Annotated in this window: 11 protein-coding genes and 1 pseudogene; 8 read left to right on the forward strand and 4 right to left on the reverse strand. The window is 66.8% G+C overall.

Going from position 1 to position 14,869, the window contains the following annotated elements; all coding sequences use genetic code 11:
* Position 1 precedes the first annotated feature (1 nt).
* Positions 2-895, reverse strand: coding sequence for a 5-deoxy-glucuronate isomerase (iolB, locus tag OUO20_RS00990; protein ID WP_134165622.1), 894 nt, complete (start codon positions 893-895; stop codon positions 2-4).
* 17 nt (positions 896-912) lie between these two features.
* On the reverse strand, positions 913-1,653 hold the full coding sequence (locus OUO20_RS00995; protein WP_056389192.1) for a GntR family transcriptional regulator: 741 nt from the start codon (positions 1,651-1,653) through the stop codon (positions 913-915).
* Between the two features lie 266 nt (positions 1,654-1,919).
* Between OUO20_RS00995 and OUO20_RS01000 the strand changes: the two genes are divergently transcribed.
* On the forward strand, positions 1,920-3,053 hold the full coding sequence (locus tag OUO20_RS01000; protein ID WP_134165621.1) for an LOG family protein: 1,134 nt from the start codon (positions 1,920-1,922) through the stop codon (positions 3,051-3,053).
* 3 nt (positions 3,054-3,056) lie between these two features.
* On the opposite strand, the pseudogene OUO20_RS01005 reads toward OUO20_RS01000, so the two are convergent.
* Positions 3,057-4,216, reverse strand: a pseudogene (locus tag OUO20_RS01005) (VIT1/CCC1 transporter family protein).
* Positions 4,217-4,482: 266 nt separating this feature from the next.
* Between OUO20_RS01005 and OUO20_RS01010 the strand changes: the two are divergent.
* Complete coding sequence (locus tag OUO20_RS01010) at positions 4,483-4,704, forward strand: hypothetical protein (RefSeq protein WP_018769599.1); 222 nt, start codon at positions 4,483-4,485, stop codon at positions 4,702-4,704.
* Positions 4,705-4,795: 91 nt separating this feature from the next.
* Here the strand turns inward: OUO20_RS01010 and OUO20_RS01015 are convergent, their stop codons facing one another.
* The gene (locus OUO20_RS01015) at positions 4,796-6,316 is read right to left on the reverse strand and encodes a sodium:solute symporter (protein ID WP_268002640.1); all 1,521 of its coding nucleotides are present in this window, start codon (positions 6,314-6,316) and stop codon (positions 4,796-4,798) included.
* A gap of 258 nt (positions 6,317-6,574) precedes the next feature.
* On the opposite strand from OUO20_RS01015, the gene OUO20_RS01020 reads away from it, so the two are divergent.
* The 6 genes from OUO20_RS01020 (at position 6,575) to OUO20_RS01045 (ending at position 14,858) form a co-directional block, all read left to right on the forward strand.
* Complete coding sequence (locus OUO20_RS01020; RefSeq protein WP_018769601.1) at positions 6,575-7,150, forward strand: helix-turn-helix domain-containing protein; 576 nt, start codon at positions 6,575-6,577, stop codon at positions 7,148-7,150.
* 113 nt (positions 7,151-7,263) lie between these two features.
* Positions 7,264-8,328, forward strand: coding sequence for an agmatinase (gene speB, locus OUO20_RS01025; protein ID WP_018769602.1), 1,065 nt, complete (start codon positions 7,264-7,266; stop codon positions 8,326-8,328).
* Positions 8,329-8,332: 4 nt separating this feature from the next.
* The gene (locus tag OUO20_RS01030) at positions 8,333-10,021 is read left to right on the forward strand and encodes a thiamine pyrophosphate-binding protein (protein ID WP_268002641.1); all 1,689 of its coding nucleotides are present in this window, start codon (positions 8,333-8,335) and stop codon (positions 10,019-10,021) included.
* A gap of 155 nt (positions 10,022-10,176) precedes the next feature.
* Positions 10,177-10,671: a MarR family winged helix-turn-helix transcriptional regulator gene (locus OUO20_RS01035; protein WP_018769604.1), complete on the forward strand. Its 495-nt coding sequence runs from the start codon at positions 10,177-10,179 to the stop codon at positions 10,669-10,671.
* Entirely contained in the window at positions 10,664-12,892 is a 2,229-nt protein-coding gene (locus OUO20_RS01040; protein WP_268002642.1) for an MDR family MFS transporter, read from the forward strand. The genes OUO20_RS01035 and OUO20_RS01040 overlap by 8 nt, the downstream gene beginning before the upstream one ends.
* Positions 12,893-13,124: 232 nt before the next feature.
* Positions 13,125-14,858 (forward strand): ABC transporter ATP-binding protein, encoded by a 1,734-nt coding sequence (locus tag OUO20_RS01045; RefSeq protein WP_268003352.1) that lies wholly within the window; start codon positions 13,125-13,127, stop codon positions 14,856-14,858.
* Positions 14,859-14,869: the final 11 nt, after the last annotated feature.

Consider the following 14,869-nt stretch of genomic DNA (forward strand, 5'->3'; position numbering starts at 1 on the left):
CTTAGGCACCGAACGGAAGCCGCGGGTCGATGTTTTGGGTCTCCCAGGTCTGACGCACCCAGCCATGGTGGGGATCGTCGCTGATCAGCCATTCCCGCACCGGGCCCGGACCTGCCATGACGTTGAGGTAGTAGAGGTCGTAGCCGGGCGCGGCCATCGCCGGGCCGTGCCAGCCGTAGGGGACCAGGACCACGTCGCCGGTGCGCACCTCGGCCGACACATCGATGGGCCGCTCATCGGAGGCGTAGACGCGCTGGTACCCGATGGCGTCGGCGTCTGGTGGCGCTGCCGAGCCGGACGCCACCTGGGTTTCGAAGTAGTAGATCTCTTCGAGCTGGGTCTCGCCGTCCTTTTCCTCGTCATGCTTGTGGGGAGGGTAGGAAGACCAGTTCCCTGCGGGGGTGAGGACCTCGCAGACGATGAACCGGTCGGCCTCCAGCGCTGCCGGGGTGCCGAAGTTGTGGACCTGGCGCGAGCAGTTGCCGGCGCCGCGCAGTTCCACGGGGGTCTCCGCGGCATGGACCAGCCGGGTGGGGTAGGAGGCTTTCGCGGGGGCCGTGGCCACTGCCACCCTGCCGCCGTCGGCGGATTTGATCCGCACGGCGCGTCCGGCGCCGGAATAAAGGACGTCGCTGGGCCCGGAGAAGACCGAGGGCCGGCCCGCCAGGGGATAGTCGGTGCCGTCAACCGTCACGGTGAAGGCCCCGTTGAGGGGCACCACGATCCGTTCCTCGTCCGCGGCGGAGAGTTCGACGGCGGCACCGGCCGGCACCGTGGCTACCTTCAGGCCGGTGTGCGCCCAGCCGTCCACGGCGAGGGAGGAGTCGGAGGTTCCGATCGAAATGTCCCATTTGCCGTCAGCGGCGGTGCCCCGGGGGTAAACCCAGTTGGTCATGGAGTTGGCTCCTTGGATTATCGCTGTACGAGAGTCATTTCAAAACTGTAGGAATCGGCGCGGTACACGTGGTGGCCCGTTTCCACGCGCCGCCCGGTGTCGTCGACGGCCGTACGTTCCATGGTGACCAGCGCGGATCCCGGCGTCGTGTCCAGCATGGAGGCCTGGTAGTCGTTGGCATTGACGGCGCCGATGCGCTGGTTGGCCAGGCGGAAGTTGACCCCGCCGCGCCGGAGGATCGAATACAGACCTTCAGCGGCGAGCATGGCCTCATCCATTTCCGCGATGTCGTCCCGAACCCAGTTCTCCATGAGGGCCAGCGGATTGCCGCCTACCTTCCGGAGCCGGGTGAAGTGATAGACCTTTGAGCCTGCCGGAAGCTGCAGTGTTGCCCGGGTGGCGTCGTCGGCTTCAACGTGGGAGAAGCTCAGGACTTCGGTGGTGGGTTTCTTGCCGTCGTTGGTGAGGTCGTCGTAGAGGCTGGAAAGCTCGAGCGGACGGCGCACCTGGCTGGAGACCACCTGGGTTCCCACGCCGCGTTTACGGACCAGGAGTCCGGAGCGGACCAGCTCGTCCATGGCCTTGCGCATGGTGGGCCGGGACAGGTTGAGCTGGGCGGCCAGGTCGATTTCGTTCTCCAGCCGGCTTCCGGGTTCCAGCACCCCGCTGTAGATGGCCGCTTCGATGCCCTGGACCACCTGGTGGTACAGGGGCACGGGAGAAGAGCGGTCGATGCTGAGTCCCAGATTGTTCGCCACGGTGCGTTCCCTCATGTTCATGTCTGCGCGTCCGCCCGACCGGCGCCTGCGCCAGTGGCGCACTGCCACCATATGTTCGCTTGATAGGACATACTCTTCTTCCACGATCGTAACAGGCGCTACTCCCGGGTCAAGGGAGGCAGGCAGAAGCAGGCGGGGTGGCAGGCTTCCGGTCCCCGGGAGAATTTGAGAGGCAACAAGGTCCGGCCAGCGTTGCGTTGCGTGGCCTAGGCTAACTCCATGATGTGGACTGGAAGGCGGCAGCCGTGAATTTCGCCGGAAGCCTTGGTCCCCGTCCCCGCAACCTCGAGGTCCAGGATCTGGCCAGCTTCGACCGCCTGGTGGCCGGCGGCGCAGTTAACCTGCATGGCTGGCACGCGCAGTCGCTGGACCTGCGGGGCCGGTCGGCCGCCCTGAAGAGCGTCACCGTCGAAGGTGCCATGTTCCTCGGCTGCCTGTTCGACGACGGCATGGAAGGCAACCTGCGCAGCCGCGGTGCCCTGATTTTTCCCCGGCTGGAAGGCGTCCCCTTCGACCCCTACCGGGCATCGCTGTACTCCCCGGCTGAACTGTATGCCGGACTGGCATCGTCTCCCTACGAGGAACTGCCGGACGCCCGCATCTACCACTGGAGCATCCAGTCCGGCCAGCGGCGCCGCGTGGATGCGACCCTGGCCTCTGCCCTGCACGACCATGCCATCGGGGACGCGCTGGAAGAGCTGACGGGGTCGGCGGCCTGGACCCGCCGCTCCATCGTCGGGGTCATGGGCGGCCATGCTGCGCCGCGCGGCAGCCTGGAGTTCGCGGAGGCGGCGCGGCTGGGCAGGCTCCTGGCCCTCCAGGGGTATTCGGTGGCTACCGGCGGCGGGCCCGGCGCCATGGAGGCGGCCAACCTGGGCGCTTACCTGAGCCAGGCGTCCGACGGCGACCTGGACGCAGCGCTAGGCACGCTTGCCGCGGTCCCCGGTTTCCGTCCCTCGGTGTCGGCGTGGGCACGCGCGGCGGCGGCCGTCGTCGAACGCCATCCGGGCGGGACTGCATCCCTGGGGATCCCCACCTGGTTCTACGGGCACGAACCGCCCAACTACTTTGCCACGCACATCGCCAAATACTTCGCCAACGCCATCCGGGAGGCCATCCTGCTGGAACTGTGCCACGGCGGAATCGTCTTCCTGCCCGGAGCAGCCGGGACCGTCCAGGAGATCTTCCAGGACGCCTGCGAAAACTACTATGGCGCCCGCGAGAAAGTGGCGCCCATGGTGCTGGTGGGGCGGCGCCACTGGGAGCAGGAGTACCCGGCCTGGCCCATGCTGCGCAGCCTGGCCGCCGGGCGGCCCATGGCGGACTACATTCACCTGGTGGATACGGTGGATCAGGCCGTGGAGGTCCTCCGGGGCTGAGCCCTATCCGACCGCCGTGCCGAAGAGCAGGCCCAGCAGGTAGGTGATGCCGGCGGCGCCGAGGCCGATGGCGAGCTGGCGCAGGCCGCGGGTCAGCGGGGAGGTGCCGGACAGCAGGCCGACGGCGGCACCGGTGGCCAGCAGGGCGATGCCCACCAGCACCCCGGCCACCACCAATGCGGCGACCCCGGTCAGGCCGAACAGGAACGGCAGGATGGGCACGATGGCGCCGGAGGCGAAGAAGCAGAAGCTGGACAGCGCCGCACCCCAGGCCGTCCCCACGGCCTCGTGCTGGTCCTCTTCCTCCGGCAGGTCCGGCTGCAGGGACAGGCTGGGGTCGCAGTCGCAGGACAGCAGCCCCATGCGCTCGGCCACCCGGTGTTCCGCCGCCTCGCGGGACATCCCGCGGGCCAGGTACACCAGGAGGAGTTCGTTGTGTTCAAGGTCCAGCTGGGGCGCGGCCGCCAGCGTGATCTGCGTGGGGCGGGTGGCCGCCAGCAGCTCGCGCTGGGAACGCACGGAGATGAATTCCCCGGCGCCCATGGACATGGCACCGGCCAGCAGCCCGGCGATGCCGCTCAGCAGCACCACGGTGCTGGCCACGCCGGACGCCGCCATGCCCATCACCAGGGAGAGGTTGCTGACCAGGCCGTCGTTCGCGCCGAAGACCGCTGCCCGGAACGTGCCGGCCAGGCGGTTGCGGCCGCGGGTGGCCAGGCCGCGCACCACTTCCTCATGGATCTGCTCATCGGCAGCCATGGCCGGAGTGGCGTTGGGGTCCTTGGCGTAGGGGAGCGGCCCTCGGCGCGCTGGGCGAGGGCCAGCACAAACACCGAGCCAAAGTGCCGCGCCAGGAACCCCAGGAACCGGCTTCGCGCCGAGGCCCTCTTTGGTTTGCCCGCGTGCTCTCCCAGGAGGGCCAGCCAGTGGGCCTCGTGCCGGCCTTCGGCCTCGGCCAGGGCCAGGAGGATGTCCCGTTCCTCCCCCTCGCGGTTCTGGGCGAGGTCCCGGTAGACGGCTGCTTCCGCGCGCTCGTCCGCCAGGTATTGGCGCCACCGTTTGATGTTCGACGGCGAGGGCTGGCTTTGCGGGGTGCCGGCGGCCTCCGGGTGCGGGGTCCGGGAATTGGACCCGACGTTGTTGGACTGGGCGTGCTGCGACACTGGTAACTCCTGGGCTGGAAAGGGCATGTTTATCGCGCCTTTGCCTTGCCAGCGTACTGCGTATTTCCGCGGTTTTTTGGCTGGCAAACCTCGCTGGGAAGTTTCGGGTTGCCTTAAAACCGGGGCCGATACCGCCCCCGTTGGCCACTCTTCCGGGCGCCGCCACGACTATTGACCCGTCCGCCCGGCGGGTGCTGTGATGAAGGTGTGGCGCAGCCTGCGCCCTACCCTAAAGAGCACGTCAGGCGAATAACGGAGGTTGAATCATGAGCACCACCGGACAGCACCCGGACATGCCGCACCTGGACGCCGTGGAAGCGGACCCCGCCTACGATTACGCCGAGGATGCACCGGTAGACGATGCGGACGCGGAGGACGGGGTCCTTGATGAAGGGGAACCGGTGGTCCAGCCGCCACCGATAGTCATCGACGCCGAGGACCGCGAGGTCCCGCTGGATGACGACGAGCCCCGCGACACTGAGGGGTAGGGACCCAGGAGGGTAGGACTTACGACGGCGGCGCCTCCTTGCGCGTGAATGCGAAAGGAGGCGCCGCCGTCGTGCTTAATGCTTGGTCAGGTCAGCGGCCGGCGAGGACTTCCTCGGGCGCTTCTTCCGGCTCCTGGCCGGCAACACGAAGCTGCCAGGCACGCATGACGGCGGGGTCCGTGGGGCGGGTGAGCAGCGAAGCCGTGATGTAGACAACCGCGGAGGCGATCAGGCCGTAGTAGATGGGCTCGTTGGCGTATATCCCGTCCAGCGGGGCGTTGGCGTTCACTTCCAGGATGATCATGGTGCCGAGGGTGATGACCGAACCGACAGCCATGGACGCGGCGGCAGCCACGCCGGTGCCTCGCTTCCACACCAGGCCGCCCAGGATGGCCACCAGCAGGCCGCCCACCAGGATGTCGTAGGCAATGGTCAGGGCCGCTACCACGTCCTTGGTGATGATGGCGATGACGATGGCCACAATGCCCAGCGCCAGGACCCAGATGCGGTTGGCCTTGACGTCGTGCTCCGGGTTTTCGGTGTCGCCGGTGTTGACGTCCTTGCCGAACCAGCCGGCAACGAACGGCAGGACGTCGGCACGGGCAACGGTGGCGGCGGCGATGAGGGCGCCGGACGCGGTGGACATCATGGCAGCCACGGCGGCGGCCAGGACCAGTCCCCCGATGCCGACGGGGAGCAGGTTCTGGGCCACCTCGGCGTAGACGTCGTCCTTCGCCGCGATCTTGACGTTGGCCAGGGCCACGTTGGCGGCCATGCCGATCAGCGCACCGGCCACGCCGTAGAGGATGCAGTAGATGCCGGCGGTGGCGCCGCCCCAACGGGCCACCCTTGGGGTCTTGGCGGTGAACACGCGCTGCCAGATGTCCTGGCCGATCAGCAGGCCCAGGGTGTAGACGACGAAGTAGGTGATGATCGTCTGGACGCCGATGCCGTCCATCTGGAAGAAGCTGGCATCCACGCGGCTGCGGATCCCGTCGAGGCCGCCCGCGGCGTTCAGGGTGAAGGGGAGCATGAGGAAGAAGATGCCCACCGTCTTGATCACGAACTGGACCTGGTCCGCAAGGGTGATGGACCACATGCCGCCGATGGTGGAGTACACCAGGACGATCGCGCCGCCGATGGCGATGGCCAGCGCCCGGTCCAGGTTGAACAGCACGACGAAGATGGTGGCATAGGCGCCGGTTGACGTGGCGCAGAGCATCAACGTGTACGCGAGCATGACGATGCCGGAGGCTTGGGTGGCCTTGCTCCCGTAGCGGAGGGTGAGCATCTGGGACACGGTGTAGATCTTCAGTTTCTGGATGGTCCCGGCGAAGAGAAGGCTCAGCAGCAGGACGCCGGCGCCAATGGCCACCACCAGCCACATGCCGGAGATGCCGAACTTGTAGCCAAGGCCCACGCCGCCCACCGTGGACGCCCCGCCGAGGACGACGGCGGCCATGGTCCCGGTGTACAGGAACGGTCCCAGGCGACGGCCGGCAACGAGGAAGTCGCTGTTGTTCCTGGTGCGGGATTTGCCCCACCAGCCGAAGGCCAGCATTGCGAGCAGATACACCACCACGATGGCGATGTTGATGGCACTTGCATCCATAGTTGGCTCCTTGGAGCTGTGGGCCGGGTGTGGTGCCGGGGGCGACGGCGCCCGGCACCGCCGCGGACGAACGGAGAGGGGTTCCTGGTATTGCCTTATAGGCAACAGGAGTTTCCAAAGACTAGAGTGTGACGGCTGCAACAGTCAAGGATCGGAACGCCGGTGCCGCTCCCGTGTGGCATGCGCGTGTCACAAAAGCGCCGCAGATTAGTATGGCTCGAGAGTGGAGCCGGACTGCCGGCCATGAAAGGTTCGTAGATGAAGGCACTGCCAGTTGAGCCCAGTAACGTCCCTGTTGCCATCGGCTCAAGGATCCGGGCCGCCCGGCAGTCCCAGCGGCTCACCATCGAGCAGGTTGCCGATGCCACCGGCCTGACAAAGGGTTTCCTCAGCAGGGTGGAGCGGGACCTGACCTCACCGTCGGTGGCCTCACTGGTGACGCTCTGCCAGGTCCTGTCCATTTCCATTGGCGACCTTTTTGCGGCACCCGAGACCCACTTGACCAAGCGGAACGACGGCCCCCGGATCTCGCTCGGCGGCCAGGGCATCGTGGAGCGGCTCCTGACGGCGCGCTCGGAGCGCAGGGTCCAGATCATCCAGGCCGTGATCGAGCCGCACGGCCGCGGCGAGTCCGAGCTCTATGCGGTGGACTGCGACGTGGATGTGCTGCATGTGATCAAGGGGTCCATCAAGCTGATCCTCACCAACGAGGAATACGACCTGAGCACCGGCGACACCGTAACCTTTCCCGGCCGCGAACCCCATACCTGGGTCAACCCCACGGACAAGCCCGTAGAGGTGCTCTGGGTCCTGGTGCCCGCCGCCAGCCGCTGACTTGTCCTCGGGGTTCGGGGGTAGGTTTGGTAAACACCTGATGCTCTAGGGGAAACAGGAGTGTATGATTGCAGTCACACCTGTCCCTTACCTCCTCGAAGGAGAGGCCTCCATTGGAAGAGCTGCGCATTGAAGCCAACGGCAACCTTGGCCCCATCGATTCATCCCGGATTCCCCGCTATGCCGGAGCTGCCACCTATGCCCGTCTTCCCCGCCTGGACCAGGTGGCCAAGGCTGACGTGACCGTGGTGGGGGTGCCGTTCGATTCAGGTGTTTCCTACCGCCCCGGGGCCCGTTTCGGCGCCAACCATGTCCGCGAGGCCAGCCGGCTGCTGCGTCCCTACAATCCCGCCTGGGATGTCAGCCCGTTCGAGAACATCCAGGTGGCCGACGCCGGCGACATGGCCGTCAACCCGTTCCACATCAACGAAGCCATCGAAACCATCCAGCAGAACGCGCTGGACCTCACCGCCGCCGGGAGCAAGCTGTTGACCCTGGGCGGGGACCACACCATCGCGCTGCCGCTGCTGCGGGCCGCTGCCGAGCGCGCCGGCGGGCCCATCGCCATGCTCCACTTCGATGCCCACTTGGACACCTGGGACACCTACTTCGGCGCCGAATACACCCATGGCACGCCCTTCCGCCGCGCGGTGGAGGAAGGCATCCTGGACACCGAAGCCATCAGCCACATCGGCACCCGCGGCCCGCTCTACGGCAAGAAGGATCTCGACGACGACCACCGCTTTGGGTTTGGCATTGTCACTTCAGCGGACGTCTACTACCAGGGCGTGCTGGAAACCGTCGCCAAGGTCCGCGACCGGATCGGCAACCGCCCGCTCTACATCTCGGTGGACATTGACGTCCTGGATCCGGCACACGCACCGGGCACCGGCACGCCGGAAGCAGGTGGCATCACCAGCCGCGAACTCCTGGAGATCATCCGCGGCTTCCGCGGCATGAACCTGGTGGGGGCCGACGTCGTTGAAGTAGCGCCCGCCTACGACCATGCCGAAATTACCGGTGTTGCCGCCAGCCACGTGGCGTACGAACTGGTGACCCTCATGGCGGACAATGCCGTTCCCGGGAGCCGCTTCGGAGCCGAAACGGGCTACCAGGCGCAGGCCCTGGGCCAGGAGGCCCGCCGTCCCGCCGGCTTCGCCGCGGCCACCAAGGAGTAGGGCCGTGACCGAACTGGCGGCACCCGCCCCCGCGGAGGGAAGGGGTGCCCGCAATGGCGGGGACCTCGTCGTCGAGACCCTCGAAGCGTTGGGTGCCAAGACGGTGTTCGGCATCCCGGGGCAGCATGCCCTGGGACTGTTCGACGCGATGGGACGCGGCAACCTGCACTTCGTCTCCTCCCGGATCGAGAACAACAGCGCCTTTGCCGCGGACGGCTACTCCCGCGCCACCGGGGAAGTGGGTGTGCTGTTCCTGTCCACCGGCCCCGGCGCGCTGACGTCCCTGGCCGGCCTGCAGGAGGCCTACGCCACGGGCGTGCCCATGGTGGTGGTGGCCAGCCAGATTCCCCTGGAGGGGCTGGGTGCCAGGCGCAAGGGCATGCTGCACCAGCTTGATGACCAGAAGGCGTCGGCGGCGAACGTGACCAAGAGTCAGCGGCTGATCCAGCATGCCTCGGGCATCCCGTCCGCCATCCAGGACGCCTGGACCGAGGCCATCTCCTCGCCGCAGGGCCCGGTCTGGCTGGAGATTCCGCAAAACGTGCTGCTGGATCCCATCATGGTGCCTCCAGTGGAGGATGCCTTGGCGGAGGCAGCGGACAACCCGCCGCGGATCGAACTGGTGCGGGAGGCCGTGAAGTGGCTGGAAGCAGCCAGGCGCCCGGCAATCATTGCAGGAGGCGGCACCCGCCGCGGCAAGGCGGAGAAGTCCCTGCTGTCCATCGCGGAGAAACTCCGCGCTCCCGTGATTTGCACGCCGGGCGGCAATGGCGCGTTCCCCTGGAACCACGAGTTGTCCCTCCAGGCCTGGATCGAGGACCGCTACATGACCGACGTCCTGGAGGACGCCGACGTCCTGGTGGTGATCGGCTCCTCGCTGGGCGAGGTGACGTCCAACTACTTCACGTTCGAACCACGCGGGCGGATCATCCAGATCGACGCCGAACCGCGGGTGCTGGAATCCAACCGGCCTGGCCTTGGCATCCGTGCCGACGCCGGGCAGGCGCTCGCAGCTCTTGATGAAGCACTGCAGCCCGGCAGGGCCGCGGCCCCGGACTGGCATGGCGCCACGCCGGAGTCGCTGGTGCAGGAATCGCTCGCCAAGGTCCGTGCCCGGCTGGAATCCCAGGACCTGGGCAAGGAACTGAAGTTCATGGCCGACATCCGCGAGGCCGTGCCGGCGGACATGCAGACCTTCTGGGACATGACCATCGCCGCCTACTGGGGCTGGTCCTGCTGGGACGCGCGGCAGGGGCAGTTCCACTCAGCCCAGGGCGCCGGCGGCCTGGGCTTCGCGTTTCCCGGCGCCATTGGAGCGGCCGTGGGATTGGAAACCCAGGGGAGGCCGGGCCGGGTACTCTCCGTGTCCGGCGATGGCTCCTCGATGTATTCCATCGCCGAACTGGCTACGGCGAAACAGCACAACGTGCCGGTCACCTGGCTGATCGTGGACGACGGCGGCTACGGCATCCTGCGTGAATACATGGTGGGTGCCTTCGGCAAGGCAACCGCTACCGAACTGGCCCGCCCGGACTTCGTCAGGCTTGCCGAGTCCTTCGGCATTCCCGCCACCCGGGTTGCCCCGGAGGATGTGGGGGACGCGCTGAAGGCGGGCTTCGCCGGGGACGGGCCCAACGTCGTCGTGGTTGAGACGCTTTTAAAGATGTTCGGGCCCACCCACCTGGGCGACTGATGTAGCCAATAACGCTCACACGCTCCCTCACTTCTGCCACAACGGCTGAAGTGGGGGAGCGTGTGTGTTTAAGGGCCAGCGGCAACAACTTCGTTTCCCTAAGCAACCTTTTCCTGATACAGTTGCTTGCAGCAACTAATTCTTTAGGGAGGATCATGTCTGTCGCACCGGCCACTGCAGCCGACCTCGTCAGCAACATCTATGACCTCCAGCGCGCATTGCGCTGCGTCACCATGATCAACATCAAGGGCCAGGACACGGGCATCGCCCTCCAGGGCGTGCTCAAGTTCATCGGCGAAGGCGAGACCCGTGCCGCGCACCTGGCTGAGCGGCTGGGGGTCAGCCCTCCGGTGCTGAGCCGGCATGTGGCGGAGCTGGCGGACGCGGGCCTGGTGGTCCGCACCCCGGATCCGGACGACGGCCGGGCCCAGCTGTTGGCACTCTCCCCGCGCGGCAAGGAAAAGCTTGCGGAGTTGGTGCGGCACCGGGCGGAGACCCTGCAGGCCTACCTCGCCGACTGGAACGAGGACGACGCCGTGGCAACAGCCGCGATGCTGAGCAAGCTCACCACATCCCTGAAGAATTCCATCCGGGCAAGGGCGGCCGGAACCACCATTGAACACGAAACGCAGGAGTCCATTAATGGCTAACGTCACCGCCGCCGCGGACCAGGAACAGGAGCGCCAGCGCCAACGCAGCGCCAAACAGGAGTCGCGGCAATCCAAGCGCCACGAACCCGGCGCACCCATGAACCACCGGCAGATCATGGAGGCCCTGACCGGTCTCCTCGCTGCCTTCTTTACCGCAATCCTCAGCAGCACCATCGTGGCCAACGCGCTGCCCACCATCATGTCCGAGCTCAAGGGCACCCAGACGGACTTCGCGTGGGTCATCACAGCCGCGCTGCTGGCCAACGCAGCAACCACCCCCATCTGGGGCAAGCTCGCCGACCTCTTCGACAAAAAGGTCCTGGTCCAGCTCAGCATCGTGATTTTCGTGGCCGGCTCGGTGATGGCAGGCTTCTCCGAAAACATCCCGTTCCTGCTCACCGCCCGCGTGATCCAGGGCATCGCCATGGGTGGGCTGACTGCCCTGGCCCAGGCGATCATCGGCTCCATCATTCCGCCGCGTGAACGCGGCAAGTACTCCGGCTACATGGGTGCCGTCATGGCCGTCGGTACCGCCGGCGGACCGCTGCTGGGCGGCTTCATCGTGGACAGCTCGCTTGGCTGGCGCTGGACGTTCTTCGTCTGCGTGCCGCTCGCCGTCGTCGCCCTGATCCTGCTCCAGGTCACGCTCAAGGTTCCGCACATCAAGCGCCCGGCCAAGATCGACTGGCTCGGTGCCATCCTGCTCACCTCCGGCGTCAGCCTGCTCCTGGTCTGGGTCTCCTTCGCAGGCAAAGCCGACTACTACGACTGGTGGTCCTGGCAGACCGCGGTAATGGTGGGCGGCGGCGTCCTCCTGCTCGCACTGCTGGTCCTGGTTGAATCCAAGGTCTCGCAGCCGATCATCCCGCTGAAGATCATCTCCGAACGCACCACCGCGCTGGCCATCGTGGCATCCGTTGCCGTGGGCGTGGCCATGTTCGGCTCCTCCACCTTCCTGGGCCAGTACTACCAGGTGGCCCGCGGCGCCACGCCCACCGAGGCGGGCCTGCTGACCCTGCCCATGATCGCCGGCAACCTGGTCGGTTCCGTCCTGTCCGGCCAGCTGATCAGCCGCTACGGCAAGTGGAAGCGCTTCCTGATCGGCGGCACCGTCCTGCTGATCGGCGGCTTGGCGCTAGCCGGAACCATGGACCACACCACCGAACTCTGGCTGACCGGCCTTTATACCGGCATCTTCGGCATCGGCCTGGGCATGCTGATGCAGAACCTGGTCCTCGCCGTGCAGAACACGGTCCAGGCCAAGGACATCGGTTCCGCGAGTGCCTCCGTCGCGTTCTTCCGCTCGGTGGGCGGCGCCATCGGCGTGTCCGTCCTGGGCGCCGTCATGGCCAACCACGTCAAGGACCTGGCCACCGATGGACTGTCGAAGCTGGGCATCCAGGCTTCCGGCAACAGCGGCGCCAGCATGGACCTCAAGGACCTGCCCGCACCGGTCGCGGACATCATGCGGGCGGCCTACGGTGACGCGACTGCCGGCATCTTCATGATTTCCGCGGTCGTGAGCGCGGTTGCCCTCATCGCCGTGATCTTCATCAAGGAGGTGCCGCTGCGCAGGACCGTGGACATCACCCCCGAGGCCACACTGCAGGCCAACGCCGCCGGCGAAGCCGGAATGACCGCCATGACCGGCCAGCTGCCCGTGGTCCCGCCGGCCGGGAACGCCCCCGGGAACGGACTGCCCGCAAGGAGTGCCACACCTGCAGGGCTGGGTTCAGCGCCGGCCAAGATGTACGACGGCGGTGCTGCCGCTGCTGCCGCGGCGTCCGGGCGGGTGGCCACGGAGGACTTCGAGGAAGTCTTCGCCAGGAGCTTCCGTTCCGAAGGGCTGGACCTGCGCTCTGCCGACACGATGGACAAGGCTGCCGACGCGGTGGCCAGCGCCGCCGCCACCCTGCAGAAACTGCAGGACACCCAGCACCTGCTGGCCCGCCAGCAGGCGGAACTGGGCGGCCTGGTGCTGGACATCCAGGAACAGCTGCGCTCCCAGCAGGACGTGGCGGCCAGGCAGGCGGCCACCGCGGCAGAGCTCAGCAGGATGCAGCGCAAGCTCCTGAAGGAGCGAAAGATCCAGGCAGCGGCCGCGCTGTACCTGGCAGGGCGCGGGAAGCACAGTGCCGCAGCGCCTGACGCACCGTCAGCCGATGCCCTGTCAGCCGAGGCTCCGTCCGCCGGGGCTCCGTCCGCCGGGGCCGGCTCCTAGCAGCGCCTGGCAGGCGATCGACAGCAGGGCGCGGCCCCCGCACCGGCAACACCAACGCCGCAGCCCGCACTGGGAAGACACTTCCCGGTGCGGGCTGCGGCTTCTACTGCGGACTGCGGGGAATGCCGCTGCCCATGGTGCCCCCGTAGACTGGCCCTCCACCAGTGGCTCCGGCCGGAAAACCTGCTTCCAAGGGGACCCAATGTCGGTGGGCATCACTAGAGTTGAGTCCATGCTCCTCACCCTTATACGGCGCTACTCCAAACCGTATTTGCCGTACATCCTGGCTGTCCTCGTTTTCCAGCTCGCGTCCACCATTGCCGCCCTGTATCTGCCCAGCCTGAATGCGCAGATCATAGACGAAGGGGTGGCCCGCGGAGACACCGATTTCATTTGGCGCACCGGTGCAGTGATGCTCCTGGTGGCCTTCGCCCAGATAGCTGCGGCCATCGCCGGCGTCTACTTCGGCTCCAGGACGGCCATGGCGGTGGGCCGCGACCTGCGCCGCGCGGTGTTCCGCAAAGTCACCAGCTTCTCCGCCAAGGACGTCAACGCGTTCGGCGCTCCCACGCTCATCACCCGCGGCACCAACGATGTCCAGCAGGTGCAGATGCTCCTGCTGATGGCGCTGAACTTCATGGTCGCCACCCCCATCATGTGCATCGGCGGCATCATCATGGCGCTGCGTGAGGACATCAACCTCTCCTGGCTGGTGTGGGTGTCCGTCCCGCTGCTGGCCATGGTGGTGGGGTACCTGGTGGTCCGCCTCATGCCGCTGTTCCGCTCCATGCAGCGGAAGATCGACCGGATCAACGCCGTCCTGCGCGAACAGATCATCGGTATCCGCGTGGTCCGGGCCTTCGTCCGCGAACCGTATGAGACGGACCGGTTCGGTGGCGCCAACAAGGAACTCACGGACGTCTCCCTCCGCATCGGCGCCCTGTTCGTCCTGATGTTCCCGGCCATCAGCATGATCCTGCATCTGTCCACTGCCGCTGTGCTGTGGTTTGGCGGGCAGCGGGTGGACGCCGGTGCCATGCAGGTGGGGTCGCTGACCGCATTCCTGCAGTACCTGCTGCAGATCCTGATGGCCGTCATGATGGGCACGTTCATGGCAATGATGATCCCGCGCGCCTCAGTCTGTGCTGACCGCATCGGCGAGGTGCTCGGCGTCGAACCTTCCATCCACGACCCCGAGCGTCCCGAAGCCCCGGCCTCCCTGCAAGGCGTGGTTGAGTACCGCAACGTCACGTTTGCCTACCCGGGAGCCGAGTCCCCGGTGCTCAGCAACATCAGCTTCACTGCACGCCCCGGCCAGACCATCGCCATCATTGGGTCAACCGGTGCCGGCAAAACGTCCCTCCTTTCCCTCCTGCCGCGGTTGTACGACGCCGCAGAAGGCCAGGTGCTGATGGACGGCGTCCCGGTGGACAGGCTGGACCGCGCGGAGATCACCAAACGCGTCGCCCTGGTGCCGCAGCGTCCCTACCTGTTCTCCGGCACCATCGGGCACAACCTCCGGTTCGGCAAGACCGAGGCGACCGACCAGGAACTGTGGGATGCGCTCCGGACAGCCGAGGGTGAATCATTTGTCCGGGAAAAGAAGAACGGACTCGATTCCCGGATCTCGCAGGGCGGCACCAACGTCTCCGGCGGCCAGCGCCAGCGCCTGTGCATCGCCCGCGCGCTGGTGACCAAACCGCGCGTCTACCTGTTTGACGACTCCTTCTCCGCCCTGGACGTTGCCACCGACGCCCGGCTCCGTGCCGCCCTCAAACGCACCACCTCGGACGCCACGGTGATCATCGTGGCCCAGCGGATCTCCACCATTACCGAGGCTGACCAGATCCTGGTCCTGGACAACGGGCGGATCGTTGACCGTGGAACCCATGAGGAACTGTTGGAAACCTCACCCACCTACCAGGAAATCGTCGAATCCCAGCTGAGTGTGGAGGAAGTGGCATGAGCCCGCGCAAG

Origin of the sequence: Arthrobacter sp. FX8 (genome assembly GCF_026723805.1) — a bacterium.
Classification (GTDB): domain Bacteria; phylum Actinomycetota; class Actinomycetes; order Actinomycetales; family Micrococcaceae; genus Arthrobacter.

What these genes read in the sequence shown, in the direction of transcription:
- OUO20_RS01035 (WP_018769604.1), top strand. Translation starts at nt 10,177, where the DNA reads ATGTCTGTCGCACCGGCCACTGCAGCCGACCTCGTCAGCAACATCTAT.
- iolB (WP_134165622.1), bottom strand. Translation starts at nt 895, where the DNA reads ATGACCAACTGGGTTTACCCCCGGGGCACCGCCGCTGACGGCAAATGG.
- OUO20_RS01010 (WP_018769599.1), top strand. Translation starts at nt 4,483, where the DNA reads ATGAGCACCACCGGACAGCACCCGGACATGCCGCACCTGGACGCCGTG.
- OUO20_RS01020 (WP_018769601.1), top strand. Translation starts at nt 6,575, where the DNA reads ATGAAGGCACTGCCAGTTGAGCCCAGTAACGTCCCTGTTGCCATCGGC.
- OUO20_RS01015 (WP_268002640.1), bottom strand. Translation starts at nt 6,316, where the DNA reads ATGGATGCAAGTGCCATCAACATCGCCATCGTGGTGGTGTATCTGCTC.
- OUO20_RS01045 (WP_268003352.1), top strand. Translation starts at nt 13,125, where the DNA reads ATGCTCCTCACCCTTATACGGCGCTACTCCAAACCGTATTTGCCGTAC.
- OUO20_RS01040 (WP_268002642.1), top strand. Translation starts at nt 10,664, where the DNA reads ATGGCTAACGTCACCGCCGCCGCGGACCAGGAACAGGAGCGCCAGCGC.